Source organism: Pseudomonas sp. St386 (assembly GCF_018325865.1).
Classification (GTDB): Bacteria; Pseudomonadota; Gammaproteobacteria; order Pseudomonadales; family Pseudomonadaceae; genus Aquipseudomonas; species Aquipseudomonas brassicacearum.
Genome location: NZ_AP021900.1, coordinates 4692332 through 4705996 on the forward strand (window position 1 = coordinate 4692332; position 13665 = coordinate 4705996).

11 protein-coding genes and 3 tRNA genes are annotated in these 13665 nt (G+C 61.0%); 6 read left to right on the forward strand and 8 right to left on the reverse strand.

The window, feature by feature from the left end; translation table 11 throughout:
* Window positions 1-42: 42 nt before the first annotated feature.
* The 4 genes from KI235_RS20660 to uvrB all read right to left on the reverse strand — a co-directional run bounded on the left by KI235_RS20660 (window position 43) and on the right by uvrB (window position 4135).
* Window positions 43-118, reverse strand: a tRNA-Glu gene (locus KI235_RS20660).
* Between the two features lie 79 nt (window positions 119-197).
* A tRNA-Ala gene (locus KI235_RS20665) sits at window positions 198-273 on the reverse strand.
* Between the two features lie 146 nt (window positions 274-419).
* Window positions 420-1901 carry a glutamate--tRNA ligase gene (gene gltX, locus KI235_RS20670; protein ID WP_003203882.1) on the reverse strand — a complete coding sequence of 494 codons (1482 nt, stop codon included), beginning with the start codon at window positions 1899-1901 and terminating at the stop codon, window positions 420-422.
* A 218-nt stretch (window positions 1902-2119) separates the two neighbouring features.
* A complete protein-coding gene (gene uvrB, locus KI235_RS20675; RefSeq protein ID WP_003203884.1) occupies window positions 2120-4135 on the reverse strand; it encodes an excinuclease ABC subunit UvrB in 2016 nt (671 codons plus the stop codon).
* A 330-nt stretch (window positions 4136-4465) separates the two neighbouring features.
* Between uvrB and KI235_RS20680 the strand changes: the two genes are divergently transcribed.
* Window positions 4466-5662: an amino acid aminotransferase gene (locus tag KI235_RS20680; protein ID WP_003203885.1), complete on the forward strand. Its 1197-nt coding sequence runs from the start codon at window positions 4466-4468 to the stop codon at window positions 5660-5662.
* Between the two features lie 77 nt (window positions 5663-5739).
* Here KI235_RS20680 and KI235_RS20685 read toward each other — a convergent pair whose 3' ends face one another.
* Window positions 5740-5967, reverse strand: a complete 228-nt coding sequence (locus KI235_RS20685; RefSeq protein WP_003203887.1) for a hypothetical protein — start codon at window positions 5965-5967, stop codon at window positions 5740-5742.
* A 235-nt stretch (window positions 5968-6202) separates the two neighbouring features.
* Here KI235_RS20685 and KI235_RS20690 point away from each other — a divergent pair.
* Window positions 6203-6278: transfer RNA gene (locus KI235_RS20690), tRNA-Asn, on the forward strand.
* A 74-nt stretch (window positions 6279-6352) separates the two neighbouring features.
* On the opposite strand, the gene glyA is transcribed toward KI235_RS20690, so the two are convergent.
* Together glyA and KI235_RS20700 are read right to left on the reverse strand one after the other, a co-directional pair.
* Window positions 6353-7624 (reverse strand): serine hydroxymethyltransferase, encoded by a 1272-nt coding sequence (gene glyA / locus KI235_RS20695; protein WP_039012677.1) that lies wholly within the window; start codon window positions 7622-7624, stop codon window positions 6353-6355.
* 96 nt (window positions 7625-7720) lie between these two features.
* Complete coding sequence (locus tag KI235_RS20700; protein ID WP_212795275.1) at window positions 7721-8542, reverse strand: YggS family pyridoxal phosphate-dependent enzyme; 822 nt, start codon at window positions 8540-8542, stop codon at window positions 7721-7723.
* A gap of 97 nt (window positions 8543-8639) precedes the next feature.
* On the opposite strand from KI235_RS20700, the gene KI235_RS20705 reads away from it, so the two are divergent.
* From KI235_RS20705 to KI235_RS20715, 3 genes are all read left to right on the forward strand, one after another.
* The gene (locus tag KI235_RS20705; protein WP_028236692.1) at window positions 8640-10139 is read left to right on the forward strand and encodes a PLP-dependent aminotransferase family protein; all 1500 of its coding nucleotides are present in this window, start codon (window positions 8640-8642) and stop codon (window positions 10137-10139) included.
* 242 nt (window positions 10140-10381) lie between these two features.
* Window positions 10382-10576 (forward strand): hypothetical protein, encoded by a 195-nt coding sequence (locus KI235_RS20710; RefSeq protein ID WP_003203896.1) that lies wholly within the window; start codon window positions 10382-10384, stop codon window positions 10574-10576.
* Window positions 10577-10665: 89 nt separating this feature from the next.
* Window positions 10666-10848, forward strand: coding sequence for a hypothetical protein (locus KI235_RS20715; protein WP_003203898.1), 183 nt, complete (start codon window positions 10666-10668; stop codon window positions 10846-10848).
* 41 nt (window positions 10849-10889) lie between these two features.
* On the opposite strand, the gene KI235_RS20720 is transcribed toward KI235_RS20715, so the two are convergent.
* Window positions 10890-11951 (reverse strand): AI-2E family transporter, encoded by a 1062-nt coding sequence (locus KI235_RS20720; protein ID WP_003203899.1) that lies wholly within the window; start codon window positions 11949-11951, stop codon window positions 10890-10892.
* Between the two features lie 148 nt (window positions 11952-12099).
* On the opposite strand from KI235_RS20720, the gene yegQ reads away from it, so the two are divergent.
* Window positions 12100-13425, forward strand: coding sequence for a tRNA 5-hydroxyuridine modification protein YegQ (yegQ, locus tag KI235_RS20725; protein WP_003203902.1), 1326 nt, complete (start codon window positions 12100-12102; stop codon window positions 13423-13425).
* Window positions 13426-13665 lie beyond the last annotated feature (240 nt).

Below are 13665 nucleotides of genomic sequence, written 5' to 3' on the forward strand. Positions count from 1 at the left end.
CTCGCGGCGGAGTGACATCTTGCAACATCGCTTCTGTAAAACTGGCGTCCCCTAGGGGACTCGAACCCCTGTTACCGCCGTGAAAGGGCGGTGTCCTAGGCCACTAGACGAAGGGGACGCAAACCCTTCTATACAACTGATCAACGCTGAGTGCTGATCGCTTCAAGACCGGTGTGGCCAGGCCTTGAAGTGTAAATTGGTGGAGCTAGACGGGATCGAACCGTCGACCTCTTGCATGCCATGCAAGCGCTCTCCCAGCTGAGCTATAGCCCCTCATCGCTGAGGACGGGGCGAATCTTAAGGGCGTATCGGAGGGCTGTCAAATTTATTTTCAACAAATTTGAAAATTTTTTGCCGGGATAACAATCACTTACCGACAAACCCCGGAAAACCGGGGTATGTCCTGCCTCATTGAACGCTTACGCGATCGCGCCCAGCAGTTTTTCCCACTCCTTGTTTTCCTTCTTCGACACACCACCGAGCAGATCGATGGCCTGGCGCAGGCGGAAACGGGTCAGGTCCGGCCCGAGGATTTCCATCGCGTCGAGCACCGACACCGAGCTGGCCTGGCCGGTAATGGCGGCGAACATCAGCGGCATGGCATCGCGCAGTTTCAACTCCAGCGACTCGACCACGGCCTGGATGGTCGCGGTGATGCTGTCCTTCTCCCACTGACGCAGGCTTTCGAGCTTCCACAGGATCAGCTGCATCAACTGGCGCACCTGGTCGCCCGAAAGCTTCTTGGATTCGAACAACTTCGCATCCGGCGTCACGCCACCGGCGAAGAAGAAGCCGGCCAGCGGGGCGATCTGGCTGAACGTCTCTACCCTGCCCTGCACATGGGGAGCGATCTTCATCATGTACTCAGGGTTCAATGCCCACTTCTGCACACGTGCGGCGAACTCTTCCACCGGCAGGTCCCGCAACCACTGGCCGTTGAGCCACGACAGCTTCTCGACGTCGAAGATCGGCCCGCCCAGGGACACGCGCGACAGGTCGAAATGCTCGACCATTTCCTGCAGCGAGAACTTCTCGCGCTCGTCCGGCATCGACCAGCCCATGCGCCCCAGGTAGTTGAGCATCGCCTCGGGCATGAAGCCCATGCGCTCGTAGAACGTCACCGAGGTCGGGTTCTTGCGCTTGGACAGCTTGCTCTTGTCCGGGTTACGCAGCAGCGGCATGTAGCACAGCTGTGGTTGCTCCCAGCCGAAGTATTCGTAGAGCAGGATCAGTTTCGGCGCCGATGGCAGCCATTCTTCACCACGCAGGACGTGGGTGATGCCCATCAGGTGATCGTCGACCACGTTCGCCAGGAAGTACGTCGGCAGGCCGTCGGTCTTCATCAGCACTTGCATGTCCATGCGATCCCACGGGATCTCGACGTCGCCACGCAGCATGTCCGGCACCACGCAGACGCCTTCGGTCGGCACCTTCATGCGGATCACATGGGGCTCGCCGGCCGCCAGGCGACGGGCGACTTCTTCCTTGGACAGCAGCAGCGCCCGGCCGTCGTAGCGCGGGGTTTCGCCACGGGCCATTTGCTCGGCGCGCATCTGGTCCAGCTCTTCAGCGGTGCAGAAACACGGGAACGCATGCCCCATGTCCACCAGTTGCTGGCAATACTGCTTGTAGATGTCACCGCGCTCGCTCTGGCGATACGGACCGTGCGGGCCACCGACGTCCGGACCTTCGCTCCAGTCGATTCCCAACCAGCGCAGGGCGTCGAAGATCTGCTGTTCGGACTCGCGGGTCGAACGCAACTGGTCGGTGTCCTCGATCCGCAGGATGAACTCGCCGCCATGCTGCTTGGCAAAGCAATAGTTGAACAAAGCGATGTAGGCGGTGCCGACATGGGGATCGCCAGTGGGCGAAGGCGCGATGCGGGTGCGGACGGTGGTCATGGCATGTCTCGGAAAGAATATAAAAGCGAAGATCAAACAGGGGGCGAATGGTAACAGGCGATGGCGGGCGGGCTCCAGTGAGAGCGGGATTTGTGTGGCCAGTCGTCAGACCGAGTCGCGCCCATCGCGAGCAAGCTCGCTCCCACAGAGACCGCGACTCGGTCCAAATGTGGGAGCGAGCTTGCTCGCGATGAGGCCCTTAAAACCGCCAAAAAACCTCAAACGGTTAGCAACCGCTCACGCAACTTGCCAATCTCATCACGCAACTGCGCCGCTGCCTCGAACTCCAGGTCCCGGGCCAGCTGGTACATTTTCTCTTCCAACTGCCGGATGCGCTTGGTGATTTCGCTCGGCGAGCGCAGTTCGGCCTCGTAACGGGCGCTCTCTTCCGCCGCCTTGGCCATGCCCTTGCGCTTCTTGCTGCGCGAGCCGGGCACGGTGGCGCCTTCCATGATGTCGGCGACGTCCTTGAACACGCCCTTGGGGGTAATGCCATTGGCCAGGTTGAAGGCGATCTGCTTGTCGCGACGGCGCTCGGTCTCACCGATAGCCCGTTCCATGGAGCCGGTGATGCGGTCGGCATACAGAATTGCCCGGCCATTGAGGTTACGCGCCGCGCGACCGATAGTCTGGATCAACGAGCGCTCGGAACGCAGGAAACCTTCCTTGTCGGCGTCGAGAATCGCCACCAGCGACACTTCCGGCATGTCCAGGCCTTCACGCAGCAGGTTGATGCCCACCAGCACGTCGAAGGTACCCAGGCGCAGGTCGCGGATGATCTCGACCCGCTCCACCGTGTCGATGTCCGAGTGCAGGTAGCGCACCCGCACGCCATGGTCGGCCAGGTAGTCGGTGAGGTCTTCGGCCATGCGCTTGGTCAGCGTGGTGACCAGCACCCGCTCTTCCACCGCCACGCGCTTGGAGATTTCCGAGAGCAGGTCATCGACCTGGGTCAACGCTGGGCGAACCTCGACTTGCGGGTCCACCAGTCCGGTCGGCCGCACCACTTGCTCGACCACGCGACCGGCATGTTCGGCCTCGTAGTTGCCAGGCGTGGCCGAGACAAAAATCGTCTGCGGGCTCACGCTTTCCCATTCGTCGAAGCGCATCGGCCGGTTATCCAGCGCCGAGGGCAGGCGGAAACCGTATTCCACCAGGGTTTCCTTGCGCGAACGGTCGCCTTTGTACATGGCGCCGACCTGGGGCACGCTGACGTGGGACTCGTCGATGACCAGCAAGGCATCGGCCGGCAAATAGTCATACAAAGTCGGCGGCGGCGCGCCCGCCGGACGGCCCGACAGGTAGCGCGAGTAGTTTTCGATGCCGTTGCAGTAGCCCAGCTCCAGGATCATCTCCAGGTCGAACCGGGTCCGTTGCTCCAGACGCTGGGCTTCCACCAGCTTGTTGTTCGAACGCAGGTATTCCAGGCGCTCCTGCAACTCGACCTTGATCCCTTCGATGGCGTCCAGCAGGGTTTCCCGGGGAGTCACGTAGTGGCTCTTGGGGTAGAAGGTGAAGCGTGGCAACTTGCGGATCACTTCACCGGTCAGCGGGTCGAACGCCGAGAGGCTCTCCACTTCATCGTCGAACAGCTCGATGCGGATCGCTTCCAGGTCCGATTCCGCCGGGTAGATGTCGATCACATCGCCACGCACCCGGAACGTCGCCCGGGCGAAATCCATGTCGTTGCGGGTGTACTGCAAGTCCGCCAGGCGCCGCAGCAAGGCGCGCTGGTCGAGTTTGTCGCCGCGATCCACGTGCAGCACCATCTTCAGGTAGGTTTCCGGGCTGCCCAGGCCGTAGATACACGACACGGTGGTGACGATGATCGCGTCCTTGCGCTCGAGCAAGGCCTTGGTCGCCGACAGTCGCATCTGTTCGATGTGGTCGTTGATCGAAGCATCTTTCTCGATGAAGGTGTCCGACGACGGCACGTAGGCTTCGGGCTGGTAGTAGTCGTAGTAGGAAACGAAGTACTCCACGGCGTTATTCGGGAAAAACGCCTTGAACTCACCGTACAGCTGCGCCGCCAGGGTCTTGTTCGGCGCCAGTACCAGGGTCGGGCGCTGAATCTGGGCGATCACGTTGGCGATGCTGAAGGTCTTGCCCGAGCCGGTCACACCGAGCAGCGTCTGGTGCGCCAGCCCGGCCTCGATGCCCTCGACCATCAGGCGGATGGCTTCCGGCTGATCGCCGGCGGGCTGGAAGCGGGTGACTAGCTGGAATTCAGACATGACATAACCTCTGGATTCACCCCTGTCGGCCAGCCGACAGGAACGAGAAAGACCGAAACGACTGATGTCGCCCGAGGAAAAACTGGAATGCACACAATGTGGAGGTGAATGCCTTCGCTTTCAAGACGAACGTCCTACACGCCTTGAAGACTTTGACGCGGCGAGAGGACTAACGGTCGAAAAAAATCGTAAAAACTTAGCGTAAAAACCGAATCGCCTGTCGCCGTGCCGGGTGATGGCCTCTATACTAGCTCCCCGTTTGTGCACCGCTCTAGTGCATTCGGCTGGAGCGCCACACCTCCCCTCACTCTCCATTAGAGCCGCGCAATAATGAGCCTGTTTTCCGCTGTCGAATTGGCACCCCGCGACCCCATCCTGGGCCTCAACGAAGCTTTCAACGCCGACACCCGTACCAACAAGGTCAACCTGGGTGTAGGTGTTTACTGCAATGAAGAGGGGCGTATTCCACTCCTGCGCGCGGTTGTCGAGGCCGAGACGGCTCGCGTGGCTCAGCACGTTTCCCGTGGTTACCTGCCGATCGACGGCATTGCCGCCTACGACCAGGCCGTGCAGACCTTGCTGTTCGGCAAGGATTCGCCGCTGATCGCCTCCGGTCGCGTCATCACCACCCAGGCCGTGGGCGGCACCGGTGCACTGAAGATCGGTGCCGACTTCCTCAAGCAACTGCTGCCTGACGCCGTCGTCGCCATCAGCGACCCAAGCTGGGAAAACCACCGCGCCCTGTTCGAAACCGCCGGCTTCCCGGTGCAGAACTACCGCTACTACGACGCCGCCACCCACGACGTGAACCGCAGCGGCCTGCTGGAAGACCTCAACGCCCTGCCCGACCGCTCGATCGTTGTGCTGCACGCCTGCTGCCACAACCCGACCGGCGTGGACCTGAGCCCGGAAGACTGGAAAAACGTGCTGGCCGTGGTCAAGGCCAAGAACCACGTACCGTTCCTGGACATGGCCTACCAGGGCTTTGGCGCCGGTATCGACGAAGACGCGGCGGCCGTGCGCCTGTTCGCCGAGTCGGGCCTGACCTTCTTTGCCTCCAGCTCGTTCTCCAAGTCGTTCTCCCTGTACGGAGAGCGCGTCGGCGCCCTGTCGATCGTCAGCGAATCGAAAGAAGAAAGTGCCCGCGTGCTGTCCCAGGTCAAACGCGTGATCCGCACCAACTACTCCAACCCACCGACCCACGGCGCCAGCATCGTCGCCGCCGTGCTCAACAGCCCGGAACTGCGGGCCCAGTGGGAAGCCGAACTCGCCGAAATGCGCCTGCGCATTCGCGGCATGCGCGTCCAGATGGTAGACATGCTGGCCAAAGCCGCACCGCACCACGACTTCAGCTTCGTCGCTCGCCAGAGCGGGATGTTCTCCTACTCTGGCCTGACCGTTGAACAAGTGACGCGCCTGCGCAACGAGTTCGGCATCTATGCCCTGGACACCGGCCGCATCTGCGTGGCAGCGTTGAACCAGAACAACATCGATGCGGTGACCAAGGCCATCGTCCAGGTGATCTGACGCCCTCGGCGCTGGATGAAAAACGGGAAGCCTTGGCTTCCCGTTTTTTTGAGTTGCACACCCAACCTGGGCCGAGGCTACAACTCCGCCGCCCGCTGGCTCGCCGCATCGTCATAGATGACATACAACGACTCGGCCACCTGGCTCTTGATCGCCTTGGTGCTTTCCAGCCCCAGGACAAAGCCCTCGGCCTTGCCACCGGCGCGGTTCAACTCTTCGGCGGTGCTGGCCTGGGTGATGGCGTCGTACAGTTTCTCGGCATGAGGCCCCACGCCCTTGGGCAAGCTGATCTGGGCGGTACTCACAAGAGCACCTCGGCGCGGCGGGCACTGAGAAGGGGTAACAGGTGGTTCATGGCGCGTACCTTAATGTCGGCGAATGGCCGGCAGTGCATCCTGCCACTTCCGGGCGACCATGGTAGTCCTCTCCTGCCCTGGCGGTAACTGCCAATCGTTGATTGACCGTCAAAGGGCACCAGGAATGCGCCGTCCGGCAATGGACGCTTGACTTCTCTTTTCCAATCAGTAACATACGCGCCATTCCGCGATAGCTCAGTTGGTAGAGCAAGTGACTGTTAATCACTGGGTCCCTGGTTCGAGTCCAGGTCGTGGAGCCAGACAAAGGGTCCAGAGAAAGCTTTCAAAATCTCTGCCCCCCCGAAAAACCCGCCTTATGGCGGGTTTTTTCGTTTTAGCGCTGCCGATATACAGGATGACGACGACACAGCGCCACCACCTGTTCACGCACATGATGCGCAACCTGCTCGCTGCCGCCGGATTCCAGCGCGTCAAGCACATCACACAGCCAACCTGCCAGTTGCTCGCACTCTGGCACTCCAAACCCGCGAGTGGTCACTGCCGGGGTGCCGATGCGCAGCCCTGAGGTTACGAACGGTGAACGGGGGTCGTTGGGCACCGAGTTTTTGTTGGCCGTGATGTAGGCATTACTCAGGGCGGCATCGGCGTCCTTGCCGGTGTAAGGCTTGTCCGACAGGTCGATCAACATCATGTGGTTGTCGGTCCCCCCGGAGACAATTCTGTAGCCACGCTGCTGCAACACGGCAGCCATGGCCCGGGCGTTGATCACGATCTGCTTCTGATAGGTCTTGAACCCGGGCGCCAACGCTTCCTTGAAGGCAACGGCCTTGGCCGCGATCTGGTGCATCAACGGACCGCCCTGGACACCAGGGAACACCGCCGAGTCGAGCTTCTTGTAAAACGTATCGTCCTGTCCCTTGGACAGGATCACCCCGCCCCGTGGGCCACGCAGGGTCTTGTGGGTCGTACTGGTGACCACATGGGCGTGGGGCAACGGGTTCGGATACTCACCCGCTGCCACCAGACCGGCGACGTGGGCCATGTCGACCCAGAAAATCGCTCCGACCTTGTCGGCAATGGCCCGCATGCGTGCCCAGTCCTTGTACCGCGAATAAGCGGAAAAACCACCGATCAACATCTTCGGCCGGGTTTGAAGGGCGATGCGTTCCATTTCGTCGTAGTCGATCAACCCCGTCTGCGGGTCGAGACCGTAGGGAACGATTTTGTAATGACGGCCGGAGAAATTGGAGGGGTTGCCGTGAGTCAAGTGACCACCCTGGGCCAGGTTCATGCCCATCACGGTGTCCCCAGGATTGAGCAGTGCCAGGAACACAGCGGCGTTGGCCTGGGCCCCGGCATGAGGCTGGACGTTGGCGTAATCGCAATCGAACAGCACCTTGACCCGCTCGATGGCCAGGCGCTCAGCCACGTCGACATACTCGCAACCGCTGTAGTAGCGCTTGCCCGGGTAACCTTCGGCGTACTTGTTGGTGAATACCGAGTCCTGAATCGCCATCACCAATGGGCTGGCGTAGTTCTCGGAGGCGATCAACTCGACGTGATCTTCCTGGCGGCATTCTTCGTTGTGAATCGCCTCACATAGCTCGGCGTCGAACGCTTCAAGGGTCAGGGATGAGTCGTACATGACGATAGGGTCCTGTGGATGGGGAAAATGAGACGGGCGCACTGCCTGACGATCAGCGATGGCAGCAGTCTGCCCGAGCGGCTCCGTCGGCTCGGACTAGTCGTGACTGGCCGGCCGGGCATCGGCCGTAGGCCAGTAATAGGCGTCCGGCATGGCGCGTGCACCGAAGATGGCCTGACCGACACGCACCACGGTCGCCCCTTCTTCGATGGCGATTTCGAAATCGCCGGACATGCCCATGGACAGTTCCTCCAGCCCGATACCGACCGGGGCGTCCCGGCGCAGGCGCTCGCGTAGTTCGCGCAGCCGCACGAAACAAGGGCGGACACGGGCGACGTCGGCCGAGAACAGTGCCAGTGTCATCAGGCCGCGCACGCGTAGCGTCGAGAACGCAGGTAGCGCACGCAAAAAGGCCGCGACCGCCTCGGGCGGCAAGCCGTACTTGCTGACCTCCCCCGAGGTATTGACCTGGACGAACACATCCATCCGCCGCCCCTCGACTTGCAGGCGACGGTCTAGCGCCTCGGCCACACGCAGGCTGTCCAGCGCTTGGAACTCGCTGGCAAAACGAGCCACTTGCTTGACCTTGTTGGTTTGCAGGTGGCCGATGATCGACCATTGCAGGTCAGTCAGATCAGCCATGGCTTCCCATTTGCGCTGCGCTTCCTGCACCTTGTTCTCGCCCAGTAGCCGGCAGCCTGCGACGTAGGCCAGGCGCAGGTGTGCTTCATCAAACGTTTTGCTCACCGGCAGCAGGCGCACGCTCGCCGGATCACGACCGACACGCTGGCAGGCGCTGGAAATGCGCTGCTGCACTGCCGCCAGATTGCGGCGAAAGTCCTCGACGCTGTTGGCCTGTGGGTAGCGGCCATGGGACTCGTGCAGGGCTTGGGTGACCTCTTCAATAGAGACTTGCATGGGTTGGCGACTCCTTCGCGGGCAATAGCGATGGACAGAGTCTACGGATAAAATGGCCTGCCAAAGCAGGCCAATTTATTCATATAGAGCAGACCGCATGGCAAAAACCTTCGAGCTCGAAACGCTGAAGATGCGACTCAACGATGCCGAATTTCAGATGCTGGATCTGCATCAGCGGATTCAGCGCGCCCTGCGTGCACTGATCCTCGATGGCGCCCTTGACGCAGGCCTGAAACTGCCGGCAACCAGGGTCCTGGCCAAGACGCTGGGCGTTGCCCGTGACACGGTGGAGAACGCCTATGTGCAGTTGCACCGGGATGGCTTCATCGTGCGGCGCGAGGGCTCGGGCAGCTATGTATCCGAGACGGTTGGCACCGAGTTGCGCGGGGCTGCGCGCCGGCATAGGAAATTGCAAGACACCCAGTGCAGCGAGGCGACGCCAGGATCGGGCTTGAGCCGGCGTGGCCGGATGATTTTCGACAGTGGTGGCGTGGCCGATCAACAGGTCATCAAGGCCTTTGCCACAGGGCTGCCGGAAACCCGCACCTTCCCCACCGATCTATGGGAACGCCTGCAACGCCAGGTCATGAAGGACTACCGGGGTAACATCCTGCTGCACGGCGACCCGCAAGGCGCCGAGCCTCTGCGCAAGGCGATCGCCACCTACTTGAACCTCGAACGCGGGGCCAAATGTTCCCCCGAGCAGATCCTGGTGTTGAGCAGCACTCGCCAATCGCTGTTTCTGTGCGCGCAGTTGCTCGTGGATGCCGGCAAACCAATCCTGCTGGAAAACCCGGGCTACTACGGCGCCAGGAAGGCCTTTGAAACGGCAGAGACCAAGGTCGTGCCCATTGACGTCGATGCACTGGGCATACGCACAGACCTGCTGCGGGCAGACCGCAGCGGCGCCAGTTGCGTCTATGTGACGCCTTCGCATCAATACCCCACCGGGGCAACCTTGCCGCTGGAACGCCGACTCGAGCTGATCAACTGGGCGACCGAGCACGGCAGGTGGATCATCGAGGACGACTACGACAGCGAGTTCCACTACGACGGGCTGCCGACCGCATGCGTGCAAGGCCTGGACAAATACCAGCGCACGATCTACCTCGGCACCTTCAGCAAAACCCTCTATCCGGGGTTGCGAATGGGTTACATGGTGCTGCCTTTCGAACTGGTCAAAGCCTTCACCTACGCGCGCAGCATCATGGACGGCCACACACCACAGATCCTTCAGTTGACCCTGGCACGCTTCATGGAAGACGGTCACTACAACGCCCATGTCCGGGCCATGCGCAAACTCTACGCCGGACGCCGTACCACCCTGCTCGATGCCATTGGCAAGCACCTGGACGGAATCGTTACCGCCTTGCGCCCACAAGGCGGGCTGCAGATTCCCTGCCTGCTGGCCGATGGCTGGTCGGAGGAAAAGACCCTCCGCCAAGCGGCCAGTGCGGGTGTACAGCTGCCCGGCCTCAGCCGGCTGTACGCCGGCGAAGAAAAGAAACAAGGTTGGCTATTGGGGTACTCGTCCTTGACCGCCCATGAAATCGAAGCGGCCATGCGGCGGCTGGCCAATGCGCTGAGCAAAAAATAGAACAACACATGGCGTTCGATACTCAAAACGCATCCCTTTTTATGGGTAAAAAAGCAATTCGATGGCCATATATGCCTGCCCGAGGTCGCTGCCGGAACAATAATCCGGCGCCAAAAAGGCATTATGGTCCGGATCCTGCTTTCTTTTTTTCCAACAACCCAAGCTGTCACATGAGCGTCATGACCGGGCCGCAAACTGGCTCTGTCCGCCAACAACAGCTTCATAAAAACAAGGACGAAGGTATGCCCACACAAAACCCTCATCGTATCGTCGGCCTGTGCACCTCCAGCAAGGTGTACAACGTGCTGACCGAACTCAAGCAACTGGAAGGCCACCGCAGCGCCAAGTTCCTTTCCCTGCTGGCGGAAAACCTGGTGCGCAAGGGCCTGCTCAACGAGCAGGAAGTGGTGCACATGCTCGATCTGGTCGTCGATTGAGCGGCATCGATTCCTACTATTGAGCCGGTTGATTTTTCGTTACCCCCACTGAGTCGTAAGGTAACCCCATCGATTGATGGAGGTTTCCCATGCCCAAGGTTCAAATCATGTCTGTCATTGGCAGCGCTGTCCCCGCCCCACTCCGGGAGCTCGGGTTGCTGGCCTGCTGGTATCTGGTGCAAGACGGCGTGACCATCAGCGGCCCGCTGACTTCACTGCCCGCCGCCCAGGCCCTGTCGCAACGTATCGGCCCGTACCTGCTGAGCGCCTAGGCTTTATACGAAAAGTGCCTGCGCGACTTTTCATACAAAGCCTAAGGCAATTGCACCCGCGGCGTGGTTTCGACGAACAGGGCCCAACTCGACATGAACAGCGCGGCGATCAGCGGCCCGATCACGAAGCCATTGAGCCCGAACACCGCCAGCCCGCCCAGCGTCGAGACCAGCACCATGTAGTCGGGCATCTTGGTGTCCTTGCCCACCAGGATCGGGCGCAGGAAATTGTCCACCAGGCCGATCACGAACACCCCGAACAGCGTCAGTACCACGCCCTGCCAGATCGCCCCCGAGAGCAGGAAATACACCGCCACCGGCGCCCAGACGAGGCCCGCCCCCACCGCTGGCAACAACGACAGGAACGCCATCAGCACCGCCCAGGGCAACACCGTCGGAATCCCCAGGATCCAGAAGATCAGCCCCCCCAGCGCGCCTTGGCTGATGGCGACCAGCAGGTTGCCTTTCACCGTGGCGCGCACCACCCGGTTGAATTTCAACTGCAGGCGGCGCTTTTGGTGTTCCGCCAAGGGAACGGCCGTGCGCACCTTGCGCACCAGCTCCGCGCCGTCGCGCAGAAAGAAGAACAGCAGGTAGATCATCACGAAGAAGCTGACCAGGAACTGAAAGGTCCCCTGCCCGAAGCTGAAGGCCTGGGTGGCGAAGAACTCGCTGCCCTGCATCGCGCTCTTGACGATCTTGTCGCGCAAGCCGTTCAGGTTGCCCAGGCCGAAGCGGTCCAGCAGGTGCTGAAAGTACGGCGGCAAGGCATCCTTGAAGCGGGCCAGGTAATCGGCAATGTCCAGTTCTCCACTTTCCAGGCTCTTGTACAGCGCCGCGCCTTCCTGGACCAACAACGTACTGATGATGATCACCGGCAAGATCGCGCAGACCACACAGATACTCAACGTGAACAACGAAGTGACATTGCGGTGCCAGCCGAACTTCAACTGCAGGCGGCGCTGCATCGGCGCAAAGACGATGCCCAGGATCACCGCCCAGAACACCGCGCCGTAAAACGGCAGCAGAATCCAGATGAAGGCGATGGTGACCAGCACCAGGAGCAACATCTGGGCTTTGTTTTGCAGCATCTTTCGATTCATCAGCTTTCCATGTCCAAAGGCGGGATAAACATTAGTCCGCCAGGACGCGCCGGAGTGCCTTCGCGTTTGCCCTGTGCCTTTGATCCAGATCAATATGGCCTGGCCGAGCATGGGCTACCCTCGCCGCCTTTTGCGATCCGACGCCATCATGACCCTCGCCGCCCCCGAACTACTGGCTCCCGCCGGCACCCTGAAAAACATGCGCTATGCCTTCGCCTACGGTGCCGATGCGGTGTATGCCGGTCAGCCGCGCTACAGTCTGCGGGTGCGCAACAACGAATTCGACCATGCGAACCTGGCCTTGGGTATTGCCGAGGCCCAGGCCATGGGCAAGCGCTTCTACGTGGTGGTGAACATTGCCCCGCACAACGCCAAGTTGCGCACCTTCCTCAAAGACCTCGAACCGGTGATCGCCATGGCGCCGGACGCGCTGATCATGTCCGACCCGGGGCTGATCATGCTGGTGCGCCGGCATTTCCCGCAGATGCCGATTCACCTGTCGGTGCAGGCCAACACGGTGAACTGGGCGAGCGTCGAGTTCTGGCAGCAGCAGGGCTTGAGTCGGATCATCCTTTCCAGGGAACTGTCCCTGGAGGAAATCGCCGAGATCCGCGAGCAGGTGCCGGCCATGGAGCTGGAAGTGTTCGTCCACGGCGCGCTGTGCATGGCCTATTCCGGACGCTGCCTGCTGTCCGGCTATTTGAACAAGCGCGACGCCAACCAGGGCAGTTGCACCAATGCCTGTCGCTGGAAATATTCGGCGCAACCGGCGGTGGAAAACGCTGTGGGCGACATCGTGCAGACCTATCAACCCGAGCCGACCCTGGGCCTTGGCGCGCCCACCGACCAGGTGTTTTTGCTTCAGGAAGCCAACCGCCCGGGAGAATCCATGCCGGCCTTCGAGGACGAGCACGGCACCTACATCATGAATGCCAAGGACCTGCGAGCCGTGCAGCACGTCGAGCGCCTGGCGCGCATGGGCGTGCATTCGCTGAAGATCGAAGGGCGGACCAAGTCGCACTTCTATTGCGCGCGCACCACCCAGGTGTATCGCCAGGCCATCGATGACGCGGTGGCCGGCCGGGAATTTGATCGCAACCTGATGACCGACCTGGAGTCCCTGGCCCAGCGCGGCTACACCGAAGGTTTTCTAAGGCGCCATGTGCACGACGAATACCAGAACTACCAGAACGGCAGTTCGGTGTCGGAGCGCCAGCAGTTCGTCGGCGAACTGACCGGCGAACGGCGCGAACGCCTGGCCGAAGTACGGGTGAAGAACCGCTTTGGCCTGGGCGATCACATGGAACTGATGACCCCCAAGGGTAATTTCCACTTCGACCTGCATCAGTTGCAGAACGTAAAAGGCCAGGGCATCGAGGTGGCACCGGGGGATGGGCACGTGGTGTACGTGCCGATTCCGGATGCGGTGGATCTGCGGTTTGGGTTGTTGATGCGCGATGTGCGTGAGCCATAGCCCCTGTGGGAGTGAGCTTGCTCGCGATGGCGGTGCGTCTGCCAAATGAATGTTGGCTGATCCAACGCTATCGCGAGCAAGCTCGCTCCCACAGGGTTTTGTAGCGGTTTGCACCTGTGAAGCACGGCAGAAACTGCCGAAGGCTGCGATCCTTCTTTCTCGATAAGACCCGGTTGCCCAGGTGAAAACATCTGGATCGAGAGCAAAAGATCGCAGCCTTCGGCAGCTCCTGCCGCGATG